A 13,420-nucleotide genomic window follows, 5' to 3' on the forward strand; every position below is an offset into this window, starting at 1 on the left:
CCTTGAACTCCTGCATACTCTGAAGCAATAATTTGCTGACCTGTAGTTTTGTACGTTGCCAGAAGTTGATTAATAATTTGGGTAGAGACTAATGGCTGATCGCACAGCATCAACACAACACCTTCCACATTGGGATTCATTTCATTTAGGGCTTCTATACCGCATCGAATCGAAGTGCTCATCCCAATAGACCAGTTCTGATTTTCAATAATGGGTGTATTGAGCATCTCCACTTCTGGTCTGATGCGATCGGCATATGCACCTAGCACAACTATAATGGGGTTACAGCCCGAGGCAATAGCTTGCCGCACCATATGACTAATTAGGCTTTTCCCTTGATACTGTAGTAGTTGCTTTGGTGTACCCATACGGGTAGATGCGCCAGCTGCCAGTAACATTAGACCGATGTCAGGCATTTGAGATCCTCATCCTGTGAATGAATGGGTCGAGTACGTTCTCTGAGTGGGCTACCCTGACGATGAGCGATCGCAGCTTGAATTTCAGCCACAATAGAAAGGGCAATTTCCTCGGGTGTCTCAGCACCGATGTCAAGACCAACCGGGCTATAAAGACAACTTAATTGCTCCGTTGTAGGAATGAATCCAGAGATTTGTAAATCTTGAAGTAATTTTTGGGTACGAGTTTTTGGTCCTAGGATGCCTACATAACGCAGTGGGGAGGATAGTAAAATTGGCAACAATGCCAAGTCGTAGAGATATTTGTGAGTCATCACCACAGCAACCATGCGTGAATTCAAGGTGAGATGCACTTCCAGGTCTTCTGGATCGCAAAAGATGATATTATCTGCATTTGGAAAGCGATCTCGTGTTGTGTAACCCGGTCGATTATCAATCACTGTAACATTCCAACCAAGGTGTTTAGCACAATCAACGACTGGAATAGCATCGTGACCTGCCCCAAATATCAGTAAGGGAACTAGTGGTTGGATGAATTCTAAAAAGACTTCCGCCAACCCATTAGTAAGTGAGTAAGATTTTACACAAGAGCGCTTCTTCTGTAGAACTTGTTGGGCATCTTGCAGCACCTTTTGAGCAAAATTATGGTCTTCAATATCAATGGCTACAGTGCCATCTTGTTTTAAAAACAGCCGAGAAGCAACTTTTACCTGGGTTTCTCCCTCTATATAAAAGATAGTCGCAATAACTCCTAGTTGGTTTTGAGAAAAACATTCCCCAATGAACTCAAGATGACTATTTGCCCTAGCATCACAGAGGGATTCAAGCAACACATGGACGGCTCCATTGCAACCTAAACCAAAGCCCTTAACAATGTCTTCATCAGAAGTAGTATCATAGGTTACCACGGTTGGAGTGCCTGAGTAAAACATCAGGGATTGTGCCCGTTCAAAAACATCGTTCTCAAGGCAACCACCGCTAATGGCACCAATCATTTGACCGTCATCACTCAGCAACATACGTGCGCCCGGTCTACGATAAACCGAACCAGTAGTTTTGACAACAGTGGCGAGGGCAGTACGCTGACGGCTTTGTTTGCTTTGCTCAAAAGCTTTGATAATCTTTTGTAGTTCTTTCATTTCCCTAATTGATGAAAAAAGTACTCAGAATTCAGAACTCAGTAAATTTCTGCCACTGCTTGTGGCAGAATTGTTCCATCTACACCTGCTACAACACCCACAACACTTTTGACATCAAGATTTCCAATTTCTTAGCCAAAGGCAATATTTTCTGCGTTCAACGAGTACTTTCAGCATTTGAGGCTGCAAGCAGAATTGCTCGGCGGACTAACACCTCGAAGATAGGTACTTTGTAGGCATTTTGTGGCAGTGGTTTTGCACCTTGCACTGCTGCTCTTGCTGCTGCACGCGCCGTCTCTTGATTAATCGGTTTGCCAATTAAAACAGCCTCTGCAGCTTGAGCACGCAATGGTACGGGGGCGGCTGAGCCCAAGATGATAGAAGCTTTTGTACAGCGTCCACCGGACTGCTCTAACATGACAGCAGTATCCGCGCTCGCCCAGTCAAAGGATTCTTTCTCACCCTGTTTGAGATGTACCGAGCGCACATTTGCCCCCAATACAGGCACTCGGATTTCTGTAATTAGCTCGTTGGGCTGAAGGGAGTTTTCGCGCTGAACATCTTTTTCGGGGGTGACAAAAAAGTCTTCCAGTGCAACTTCGCGCACTTTTTTTGGGCTCGTTAGCACCAGTCGGGCACCGAGGGCCACGAGCGCTGTTGCAGCTGTCGATGCATGTACGCATGGGCACACTTCATTATTAAAAATGGCAAGATACTTGTGTTCGCCTTCAATGGCAAAGCATTGCTCGCCGCCCCGCTTTAGACAGCGAAACTGTTCTGCGCGGAAATACCAACAGCGCGGACGTTGCAACAGATTGCCGCCAATGGTTGCAATATTGCGGATTTGTGGCGTTGCGATATGACTTGCTGCTTCCGCAAGTGCAGTGTAGTTTTGGCGCACTGCCGGATCTGCATCCAGTTGGGCAAGTGTTACCAGGGGTCCGATGCGTAAACCAGTTTGAGCATCAGCACTAATGCGATCCATGTTGGGAAGTGTGCGGATGTTGATTACCCGCGATGGTGTAACCAATCCTTCCTTTAACAAATCAAGTACATCGATGCCCCCTGCTTTGGCGATTGCCGTATTATTCGCGGTTTGGTTGTCTTTATTGGCAGCTACAGGACTACCAGCAGCAACTGTAGCATCGGCAACCGTACTATTGATTTGCGCCACAGCCTCATTGATAGTAGAAGCATTTGTCCATGCAAAGCGGTTCATCTCAAGCCCTCCTTGATGCAGTAAGCGCAGCCAGTACTCGATCTGGTGTCATTGGTAATTCTCGAAGACGGGCACCAGTTGCGTTATAGATGGCATTGGCGATCGCCGCTGCCGTTGGGATAATCGCTGGTTCACCGATACCACTTGCATCAGTAGAACTACGTCCTTGATAATCCTCCAGTAAGAGAATTTCAATATTTGGGGTTTCGCGGGAACCGAGAATTTTGTATTGGTCTAGGTTTGCGTTGACCATCACCCCGGACTTTTGGCACAAATGCCGATTTTCATAAAGCGCCCAAGATGTGCCTTGAAGAATACCGCCATTAATTTGGCTCTCTAGCTGCAATGGATTAATTGGACGACCGCAGTCGTGGACAGCGACGACGCGCTCAACTCGCACCAGCCCAATTTCTGTATCCACTGACACTTCAACAAACTGCACACCACCCAGATCGCCATGACTGAAGCCATCCCCGGAGGGAGTCTTAATCTGGAAACCACCATAGTCTTCGCTGCGGTTTGCTGTTACTGCAATCTGCTCGGTTCTCAACATACGCGCTGCCTCACGAAACGATAGCCCTTTTGATGGAGTGGCACTTACAAAGATACGACCGCCTTTGATCGCCAAAGCATCTGCACTCACTTCCAGCGCGGGTGCGATTTGTTGTAGCATTTGTTGCCGGACACGATATGCAGCGTTGCGGGCAGCTGGGGTGATCGAGCCAGTTGTTTTACTGCCACCCGAACCCGGTCCGGCAGGGAACATGGTGTCACCAATACGCACGGTGATGTCTGTTGCTTGCAAACCGAACTCTTCCGCGACTACCTGGGCCAGTACCGTGCGAATGCCAGTACCAATATCCTGGACGCTTGACCTTACCTCCACCGAGCCATCGCGCAAAACTCGCACTTCGCAGGACGAATCCATTTCAACAATGCGGGGCCAAAAAGACTGTGCCATGCCGATGCCACGTTTAATCGATCCAGAGTCGGCACCGGGCGCGTGTCGTCGGCTCCAACCAATGCGCTCGGCTCCGATACGCCGTTGTTCCCGACGCGTCGAACTTTCATCAATTTTGTCACGCAGTGCTAACGGGTCTATTTCGATCCGTTCGGCAAGTTCATCAATCAGTTGCTCAAGGGCAAAAGCACCTTGGGGATTACCGGGTGCGCGAAAGGCAGCGCCGGGTCCAGCATGGATCAGAACGTCGTACTGTTCTGAATCGAAGTTTGGGCATTTATACATCACCTGTGCGATATTGCCAACACCTGCCCCCAATCCAACACCCGCGGTCCCGTAGGCACTCAAACTGATGGCGGTTAGGGTTCCGTCACGCTTTGCTCCAATGCGTAGCCTCTGCATCGTGGCTGGACGATTTCCAACTGCGATATGCTCCTCTTTGCGATCGAGCATCAGACGCACGGGAGCACCCGCCTTTTGGGAGAGGTAGGTTGCGGCAGCACCGTAATTGCCCGCGCCGAATTTGGCACCAAAGCCGCCACCCATAAATTCTGTAATCACGCGCACGCGACTCTTCGGCAACTTGAACAAGTCTGCTAGGTCGTTACGCACCCCTGCAGTGTCCTGTGTGGAGATATAAACTGTCAAGCCTTCCGGCTTCCAATCAGCTACGATGCCATGTGTTTCCAAAGCAGAATGGGTCTGTACTTGCGTGCGAAATTCCCCTTCGACAGTCACTTCTGCTTCAGCAAACCCTTGTTTAACGTCGCCACGGGAACCACCGAACAGATTTTCTTTCACTGGTCCGCGCACGTTGCCACGTTGCGGTAAGCCCTTGGGCGCTCCACCACCCCCTCCCGTGCCAGCTTGCTCTGTTGGTCCAGTGAAAACTAGGGGCGCATTGGGTTGCCGTGCGGCTTCTAGATCGGCAACAAAGGGCAATTGCTCATAGTCAACGCGGATCAACTGCACTGCTTCCGCAGCCGCATCTGGTGTTGCTGCAGCCACGGCAGCAATCGGCTGACCGACAAAGCGAATGAGCGGTAGTTGCCCAGTTTTGACAGGTTCGGGATTGCGCTCAGTTGCGCCACCTACCACCCTGTCAAGGATATGCACGGCACGCACTCCAGGATAACGCTCTGCGGCACTCGTATCAATCGAACGAATACGGGCGTGGGGGTAAGGAGATCGCAACATTTTTCCGTATAGCATACCGGGCAAGCGTACATCTGATGTGTAACGCGCTGCTCCTGTCACCTTCAGACGGGCATCCAAACGTTGGATTGGCTTACCGATTACGGAGAGATCGGCGTTGGGTGGCAGTGGTGGCGGCTCATCTGGCGGAATCTCGCGCTGAACCTGACTCATGTTCACACCAGGGATACCGATGGCAAGGGTCGTCGTCCTTCGTCCTGTAAATGAGCTGGATTGGGCTTGGCTTTTTGCGGTTGCTTCTGCAACGGTTGCAGCGATCGCAGAAGCCATGAAGATGACATAACGCTTTCTATTTTTGAGCTTGCGATTGGGAGCCATGTGCTTAACTCCTTGTGCCTTGAATAGATTTGGCAGCCGCAAGGGTTGCTTCAAAAACTTTGGGATAGGTACCGCACCGGCATAAATTGCCGCTTGTTGCCGCCTTGACATCCTCAAGTGTTGGGTTTGAATTCCTTGCTAGCAGCGCCGCGCAGCTCATCACCATCCCTGGGGTACAATAACCGCATTGCTGGGCGTCGTACTCAATGAATGCTGCTTGTACCGGATGTAAATTTTCTCCTTTAGCGAGTCCTTCGATGGTGGTAATGGCGCGATCTCCCACATCAATTGCCAGCATCATACACGAGCAAACAGGTGTTGAATCCAACCAGACTGTGCAGGCTGAACAGGAACCGCGATCGCAAACAATTTTCGTGCCTGTCAACCCCAGGTCGAAGCGCAGCGCTTCGGCGAGGGTAGTACGGGGTTCGAGTTCAACACGACGTTCCGTACCATTAATGCGTAATTTTATCGCTGTGCGTCCCGGACCAACAAAGTTAGACGGTGCCGCTGCTGCTTCTTGAGTATTAATCAAACCAGAATCTAAAATAGCCGCACTAGCTACGGTGAGACTTGCTCGTTTGAAAAATCCACGACGAGAAACACCGTTTTGTGCTGCATTATCAGGCTTGTCTTTTTTTGTCATAGTTATTCCGTGCAATTCAATTATTGATTGCGTGTTAAACCAGTTATTTTCTTGACTGATGCCCACTTTGAGAATTGCTATATCTTACTGTTTTCATTATCACAGATGTTTGTGACAAAATAATGACAGTTGTTAATTAAATTAGGTGGGCAACAAGAAATATAACTTACGTTGACATTCATTAGTCATTAGTTCTTTGCTCAAGACAACTCTCTTGAAGATGAAAGCCTGGGTTTTCAGAATACCAAGTTACTGATTCATGAATGTTTGGTACAGATAGTGCTACATGAAAAACTGTATAAAGTGCTTAATTTTTTTGTCTTGGTTGTAAAGTGCTTAATTTTTTTGTCTTGGTTGTAAAGTGCTTAATTTTTTTTGTCTTGGTTGTAAAGTGCTTAATTTTTTGTCTTAGTTGTAAAGTGCTTAATTTTTTGTCTTGGTTGTAAAGTGCTTAATTTTTGTCTTGGTTGTTTTGTTTTAGATTTTGTGCTTGTATGGAACTAACTAAGGCAACTCTGATGAATATTGCAGTCGCAGGCACGCGAAAAGTTTTTATATTTTTCCTCTTGGAAAACTGCATTTCTATATGTTTTTTCAAGCGTTCGGTTTAGTTTACAGGTACAGAAGTGAATTTGTCAATCTACTACCATTACAACCACCCGAGTATCTACATTTAGCACTTGCACTCCTTGGGGCAAAGCGGTCATTGGCACTTTCCAATGGGAGTGACCGCAGATAACTAATAAATCACTACTCTTCAGCAATTCTGCGCGGATAGACTGATTGCCGGGAAATTTAGCTTCTATGTCATTAGGTCCTTCATGTAATATAAAAATATCTGGTGATTCCTTAAGGAGTTCCTTAATCAGTTTTCTAAAATCTTTTTCTGCGCGACGGAAAGGCTTGGTTGCCTTGCCAATAATGCCTGAAATTCCAGCAATACGAAGCCCATCAAGACAGACGATACTACCATCTAGATAATGTATACCTCTGCCTTGTTGAAAAGCTCTCATTTCCTGCTGTGTCCTCCCAAAACTATCGTGATTACCCCCTACCCCTGCAATCCAACGAAAACTCTGACGAAACGCTTGCCACACTTCACGGACATCACCTACACCACCACGCTTGTCTATTTTTGCGTAAAAATCCCCAGCTAAAATAATGCCTGTTGCTTTTGGTGAAGGAATTTTTCCTAAATCAGCCAACTTTTCTAATTCTTCATTCACAAGATAACCAAGAAGGCGTTGATTTTTTTGATCGATCCCCTGTAAGTCACTTGTAGCAATAATTGCCTCTAACCCATCTGGAAGCGAATCAACTTTTGCTAATAAAACAGGCAAAATTCTATTAACCACACCAACACCACTAGGAGCGTGGGTAATAAATGGTATGTGATGAATAAATTGGTCGGAAATAGAGAGGATTCGCATTTTTTATTGGATATCCATAGATATCTTATGCCCAGCTATGTGATGGCTTGACAAATTTATGTGAGATCCATACATATTCTAAAATCCTCATATATTATGTGTTTTGTCTATGAGTTGTTACAGATGTTTGTAAAGTTTTATTTTTAGAAAAACTCAGACTACCGTTTACTGGTCAAGCAAATACAAAAATCTATCTTAGTATAGATTTTTTTGTTTAAAAATGTATACAATAAAGTTTTTTCAATAAATTCAGCAATTCGATGAGCTAGAAGATACCTGAGTTCTGCGTAGTTGGGGATCTTACTAACGTTTATGTTTCCCATAAGTTATCGGATTTGGCAAAAGGATGAAATTAAGACGCTTTTACTGGAAGCTTTATAAAGCTTTACAATAGTAGCCTTATTTCTGCCAATATGTAGGAGTTACTTAAAATGAGATGGTTTTGTTAAGCTTGTTCAGCAATTTAAGTAATTCTACGGAACTTATTTATGAAGTTATCGCGAAAATTTTAAGGATAAAAAAATGTAACGAGCGATCGCGATTTTTCTTAAGTTTTTTTTAACCGATTTCTAAGTAATTATACGGTGTTATATTCGGAAATTCGTGTGAAAATTTTACAATATGGGTGAAGATTCAAAGTTTACTAATGTTTGCGTGAAGTCACATAGACAAACAAGAACATTAATAAGCAAAACATCACTCATATCAAAAGTAAATCCTTTAAAAATAAGCAATATAAACAATATGAGAATTATGGGTATTCCTGGAAAATTAGAAAGGTTCCAGATTACAACCGGAACCTTTTCTCTCCACTTTAGTGACAAAAAAATTAGCCTTTTTGCATTCTTAATAGGAGGGTTTTTTCTGCTGGGCTGGATATATAACATTCCCGTGTTTAAAAGTATTGCTTTTGGAATACCCACATTAATTGGCTGTATGTTAGTTGGAGCTTTTTTAGGGCTGTGCTATGCAGTCAGGCTAGCGATAAATGGAAATAGTGCGGGTAGTGTCATGGCGCGGAAACTCCTACCTGTGGCACTCTTCTTGCCGATTTTAATAAAAAGTATATGTGCGTTAAGCTACCACGATTCTGGCTATGCTGCAGAATTCAAATTTATGATAGAAAGTGTTTTAGATATCATTGCGTTTTTAGGATTCATTTGCTGGAATGCACATTATCTGGACAATATTGAGAAATATCATTCTCAAGCAGAACAAGCACTGCAACGGCTAAACACAGAGTTAAAACAACGACTGGAGGAGTGCAGTATTCAGCTTAAGGTCTGTCAAGAACAGTTCTACCATGCCATTCTTACTGAACGAACATCAGCAGATGAAGTGCTAAAACAAGCATATGCAGAACTAGAGATGCGTGTCAAGGAGAGGACTGCCCAACTTCATAGAGCCAATATCAAGCTACGACACTTAGCTAGTGTAGATTATTTAACTCAAGTTGCCAATCGCCGTCAGTTCGATCGCTACCTCAACCAACAGTGGCAACAGCTAGAACAGGAGCAAAAGCCTTTATCTTTAATTATGTGCGACATTGATTATTTTAAACTCTACAATGACTGCTACGGTCATCAAGCAGGCGATGGGTGCTTAACGCAAGTGGCTCATGTTATTAGCGAAGTTGTCAAGGGCTATACTCGTTTAGTCGCTCGCTATGGCGGTGAAGAATTTGCTGTCATTTTACCAAATACAAATTCTTCTGAAGCCGTTCATATCGCCAAACAAATCCAGGTAAAAATTGCACGAGCTAAAATTGCTCACATGGCTTCTCCAATCAGTAGGTACTTAACATTGAGCATAGGGGTTGCTACCACAATTCCCAACTCAGAATCCTTTTCTAAAAGCCTAATAGAAACTGCTGATGAAGCGCTTTATTCAGCTAAGGAACAAGGTCGGAACAGGTACTGTGTATTGAGTGCTTGATCGTACAACAATAAGTATGCCACAAGCTATAATTAATGTATAAAATATAACTTTTTATTAAATAGACAATCTTCCCAGCAATATTCTCCATAATTGCTACTTGCAGATAATGTAAGAAAAACTCAAAGCTAGTTAGGATATATCCTGTCTACTTATTTAGATATGGACATCTAGTCACTCACAGGGGACTACCAAAAATGTCAAAACAGCTGGGCAAAAAAATCGCACCCGTACCAATGTCAACCAACATTGGAGTTGTCGATTTAATCGATAATTACTTTACGGCATACAACTCGGCGCGATTGCGGGAAATATGTCATCTACTGAGTCGGGATGTACTCCAAGAAGGTGTGACGGTAGGAGTGAGCCTTTCCGGTGCGATGACACCAGCAGGATATGGAGTTTCTGTGCTAGCACCGCTTATCCGCAATGGTTTCATTGATTGGATGATTAGCACTGGTGCTAACCTTTACCACGATATGCACTATGGTTTGGGTTTTGAATTATTTGCTGGAAATCCATTTTTGAATGATGTGAAACTGCGCCAGGAAGGCACCATCCGTATTTATGACATTATCTTTAGCTATGATGTCCTGCTAGAAACAGATGCTTTCATCCGTAAGATTTTACAAGCACCAGCCTTCCAAAAACGGATGGGAACAGCAGAGTTTCACAATTTGCTGGGCAAATATGTTCGAGAAGTAGAAAAGCAAGTCGGGGTGAAAAATTCCAGTTTGCTGGCTACAGCTTATGAATGTGGTGTACCTATATACACATCCTCACCTGGTGATAGCTCTATAGGAATGAACGTTGCAGCTTTGTCGTTAGAAGGTTCTCAACTGATACTAGATCCTTCAATTGATGTCAATGAGACGGCAGCGATTGCCTACTATTCGCGAGAATCAGGAGGTAAGAGTGCAGCTTTTATTATTGGTGGTGGTAGTCCGAAAAACTTTTTGCTACAAACTCAACCACAAATTCATGAGGTCTTGGGATTAGAAGAACGGGGACACGATTTTTTTGTACAGTTTACTGATGCTCGTCCAGATACCGGAGGTCTGTCTGGAGCAACACCTTCTGAAGCTGTTAGTTGGGGTAAGGTTGACCCGGAAGAGTTACCCAGCACTATTGTTTGTTACACTGACAGCACTATTGCTTTGCCAATAGTCACTGCTTATGTTTTGAATCAGTGCCAACCACGCATCTTAAAGCGGTTGTACGATCGGCGAGAAAAAATGTTAGAGCAACTGCGGCAAGAATATCTAACAGCCAAATCTCAATCACCGTCGCAAATTCCAGTAGCTGTCACTGAAAGTGGTGCTCAAGAAGCTGCAACCTATCCTGTAGGTCGGCTGATTCCCAATACCGGAGGTGGGCAGTAGAAATTGATGGTAGTTAGTAGTTAGTAGTTGGTAATTGGTAGTTGGTAGCTACCACTAATCACTATCGACCAACCACTAACCACTATCCACTATCCACTCCTCAGTGTCGTCCAATCAGCAAATAAGTTGTCATCTTACCTTTGCCTTTGATTTCAATTTCACCCCGCTTTTTAAAGGTAAATTCGTTACGCAATCGTTGATATGTAGCTTTAGTAACCTGAATTTTGCCAGCCAAACCTTGAGATTCCATACGGTGGGCAATATTTACCGTATCTCCCCAAAGGTCATATGTCACTTTTTTCAGACCAATAACTCCTGCTACCACAGGTCCGCTATGGATTCCAATACGAATGCTAAAGTTTTGGTTGTTCTCAGAGTTAAACTGGGCGATCGCTGTTAGCATATCTAGTGCCATACTAGCGATTGCTTGGGCGTGATTTGGGCATCGCACGGGTAAACCGCCAACGACCATGTAAGCATCACCAATAGTCTTGATTTTCTCCAAACCATATTGCTCGGTGAGGCGATCGAACATTGAGAAAATTTGATTGAGTATATTGACAAGCTGAATAGCACTGATTTGAGAGGCAATTTCAGTAAAACCCACGATATCAGCAAACAGAACTGTGACATCAGTAAAGTGTTCTGCAATTGTACCTGGTTCTTCTTTTAAACGATTGAAAATAACTTCTGGCAAAATATTAAGCAACAGCCGCTCTGTTTGTTCTTGTTGATGGCGCAAAGTTTCTTCTACGGCAACACGCTCAGTCACATTACGAAAAATACCACGAAGAGCAACGGGTTTTCCCTTAACAAATTTACAGTTAATGTTTCCTTCTACAAAAATTTTTTGCCGATTCTTAGAAACCAATGTCATGGTCACTTGTTCAAGTTTTTCTCCTGACATCAACCGATAAAATAAATGCCGACACTGCTCTCGAAAATCAGGATGGATAATGTTAAAAAAATTTATTTGCGTAATCTCTGAGGGTGAATAGCCTAAAGTTTGAATCCATGCGTTATTAACATACTCAAAATGACCATAAGGAGTGACAGATTGAATTAGTTCATTAGCATTTTCAAATAAGTCTCGATATCGTTCTTCTCTTTCTACAAGTGCTTCTTCTACCAACTTAGTTTTGATAAACTGGGAAATTTGATGACCGATAGAAACTAACGTTTGCAGTAAATCAGCATCTTTTGATTGTATATCCCGACTTAAAAAAACCATTACACCCAAAATTACGCCATCATCCAAAATGGGAAAACCAAATGCTGATTGCAATCCTGCTTCGGCAGCTGGTTCCCTTCGCCTGTCCTGTGCTGGTTCCCTTTGAGATACTTCGTTTTCACTACAAAAAGATAGCTGCTTTACGCCATCTTCCAATTTTCCAAAGTTTTCATCTTGTGTTATGTTTTTGCTCCAAAGAGGCAATTTTGTTGACCAGATTCGACCGGGAAAACCAGTACCGGGGGTATAAGTCGTTTGCCAAGTGATTGCCTTAAACTCTCGGACTGTCACTATTCGACTTGACCACATTTCTACACATCTCAGTACTGGATAAATACACTCTTGCTGTACTGATGGTGCAATGTACTCATTTGTTGTCCAAAGTTCCCCCAAATCCCATTCCAGACATTCACAAATTGCTTGTAAAATTTTGGGAATAGCCTGCTTTATACTTCTTGATTCTGATAGTATGCGAGTTATGGCATACTGGATACCAGCACGTTGTTGTCTTTTCCTTTGAATAGTAATATCTCTACCAATATAAACAATATCTACTAAACCATCTATTCTATTTTGAATAATTGAGCAAGAAAATGCTATCACCAGTTTTTCTTTTTCTTTATTTCGGCAAAGAATTTCTATAGATTGAAAATATTTTTTATATAAGAAATCATGCTGAATTGCTTTTTGAAATAATCTATTATCATCAAATATTAAAGATATTGATTGCTTGATGAGTTCTTGTTCTTTATAACCAAATAGCTCAACTGTAGCGCGATTAACTTTCTTAATTTTACCGGATTTAGTTGTCACTATTAAGGCTTCTGGCATTGAAGCGATCGCTTTCTCTATATAATTCCTATAGGTAAATAAAATACTTGATATCAGCTTTGTATTACTATTAGATCTTTGTTTGACTACCGTCTGTTTTGTAATATTTTCAAAGATGAGTATCAATTGATTTTTATGATTTTTTTCAAGATAATTTCTAATAATATAAACATCAAAATATAAAGAACCTTTTTTAGCAGAATATCTTTCAATAGCTTTCAATTCAAATAATTCCTGCTCTCCTTTTAAAATAGATATCAAAATATCTTCAAGCCCCATAAATTCAGGAAAGCCCAGACGGATATCTTTTCCTAACATGACCTCTTTGGAACAAGTAGCAAATTGTTGCACTTGCTCAGATGCATACAGAATACGGAAATTGCTATCTAAATCTATACGTTCAAACTTACGTATGGCTTTGTATCTTTTGAAAATCTGATTGAGTGCCTGATATTTCATGTTTGTACAGAGAGGGTAATGGGTGATTGAGGGATAACTCCTAACTCCTGCACGGGCAAACAAATGCTCGCCCCTACTCCTGCTCAAGACTTGGCACCACTAATGATTTTTCTAGCTATTTTTTCAGAAACTTTATCAACAAGTACACTTTATCACAGGATGAATTAGAGTTGCGTGTGCGACTTCCAATTCACCATATCTGCAATTTTTTAGAAATACTCAACATAATTTTAATGCT

9 protein-coding genes are annotated in these 13,420 nt (G+C 43.1%); 2 read left to right on the forward strand and 7 right to left on the reverse strand.

Going from position 1 to position 13,420, the window contains the following annotated elements; all coding sequences use genetic code 11:
- The 6 genes from ACYRY3_RS39165 to ACYRY3_RS39190 form a co-directional block, all read right to left on the reverse strand.
- Positions 1 to 416 (reverse strand): nucleotidyltransferase family protein (locus tag ACYRY3_RS39165; RefSeq protein WP_460207203.1); only part of this gene is annotated, 416 nt, incomplete at its 3' end.
- Entirely contained in the window at positions 398 to 1,555 is a 1,158-nt protein-coding gene (locus ACYRY3_RS39170) for an XdhC family protein (protein WP_460207205.1), read from the reverse strand. The genes ACYRY3_RS39165 and ACYRY3_RS39170, both read right to left, overlap by 19 nt.
- Before the next feature lie 157 nt (positions 1,556 to 1,712).
- Positions 1,713 to 2,774 carry an FAD binding domain-containing protein gene (locus tag ACYRY3_RS39175; protein ID WP_460207207.1) on the reverse strand — a complete coding sequence of 354 codons (1,062 nt, stop codon included), beginning with the start codon at positions 2,772 to 2,774 and terminating at the stop codon, positions 1,713 to 1,715.
- Position 2,775: 1 nt separating this feature from the next.
- Entirely contained in the window at positions 2,776 to 5,379 is a 2,604-nt protein-coding gene (locus ACYRY3_RS39180; protein WP_460207209.1) for a xanthine dehydrogenase family protein molybdopterin-binding subunit, read from the reverse strand.
- Positions 5,273 to 5,914: a (2Fe-2S)-binding protein gene (locus ACYRY3_RS39185; protein ID WP_460207211.1), complete on the reverse strand. Its 642-nt coding sequence runs from the start codon at positions 5,912 to 5,914 to the stop codon at positions 5,273 to 5,275. Before ACYRY3_RS39185 ends, ACYRY3_RS39180 begins: the two co-directional genes overlap by 107 nt.
- Positions 5,915 to 6,549: 635 nt before the next feature.
- Complete coding sequence (locus ACYRY3_RS39190) at positions 6,550 to 7,344, reverse strand: metallophosphoesterase family protein (protein WP_460207213.1); 795 nt, start codon at positions 7,342 to 7,344, stop codon at positions 6,550 to 6,552.
- Between the two features lie 744 nt (positions 7,345 to 8,088).
- On the opposite strand from ACYRY3_RS39190, the gene ACYRY3_RS39195 reads away from it, so the two are divergent.
- Together ACYRY3_RS39195 and ACYRY3_RS39200 are read left to right on the forward strand one after the other, a co-directional pair.
- Complete coding sequence (locus ACYRY3_RS39195; protein WP_460207215.1) at positions 8,089 to 9,279, forward strand: GGDEF domain-containing protein; 1,191 nt, start codon at positions 8,089 to 8,091, stop codon at positions 9,277 to 9,279.
- A gap of 197 nt (positions 9,280 to 9,476) precedes the next feature.
- Positions 9,477 to 10,661, forward strand: a complete 1,185-nt coding sequence (locus tag ACYRY3_RS39200) for a homospermidine biosynthesis protein (RefSeq protein ID WP_460207217.1) — start codon at positions 9,477 to 9,479, stop codon at positions 10,659 to 10,661.
- 100 nt (positions 10,662 to 10,761) lie between these two features.
- Here ACYRY3_RS39200 and ACYRY3_RS39205 read toward each other — a convergent pair whose 3' ends face one another.
- A complete protein-coding gene (locus ACYRY3_RS39205) occupies positions 10,762 to 13,182 on the reverse strand; it encodes an adenylate/guanylate cyclase domain-containing protein (protein ID WP_460207483.1) in 2,421 nt (806 codons plus the stop codon).
- Positions 13,183 to 13,420: the final 238 nt, after the last annotated feature.

This window comes from Scytonema sp. NUACC21, assembly GCF_054684315.1.

What these genes read in the sequence shown, in the direction of transcription:
- ACYRY3_RS39170 (WP_460207205.1), bottom strand. Translation starts at nt 1,555, where the DNA reads ATGAAAGAACTACAAAAGATTATCAAAGCTTTTGAGCAAAGCAAACAA.
- ACYRY3_RS39175 (WP_460207207.1), bottom strand. Translation starts at nt 2,774, where the DNA reads ATGAACCGCTTTGCATGGACAAATGCTTCTACTATCAATGAGGCTGTG.
- ACYRY3_RS39180 (WP_460207209.1), bottom strand. Translation starts at nt 5,379, where the DNA reads ATGTCAAGGCGGCAACAAGCGGCAATTTATGCCGGTGCGGTACCTATC.
- ACYRY3_RS39185 (WP_460207211.1), bottom strand. Translation starts at nt 5,914, where the DNA reads ATGACAAAAAAAGACAAGCCTGATAATGCAGCACAAAACGGTGTTTCT.
- ACYRY3_RS39190 (WP_460207213.1), bottom strand. Translation starts at nt 7,344, where the DNA reads ATGCGAATCCTCTCTATTTCCGACCAATTTATTCATCACATACCATTT.
- ACYRY3_RS39195 (WP_460207215.1), top strand. Translation starts at nt 8,089, where the DNA reads ATGAGAATTATGGGTATTCCTGGAAAATTAGAAAGGTTCCAGATTACA.
- ACYRY3_RS39200 (WP_460207217.1), top strand. Translation starts at nt 9,477, where the DNA reads ATGTCAAAACAGCTGGGCAAAAAAATCGCACCCGTACCAATGTCAACC.
- ACYRY3_RS39205 (WP_460207483.1), bottom strand. Translation starts at nt 13,182, where the DNA reads ATGAAATATCAGGCACTCAATCAGATTTTCAAAAGATACAAAGCCATA.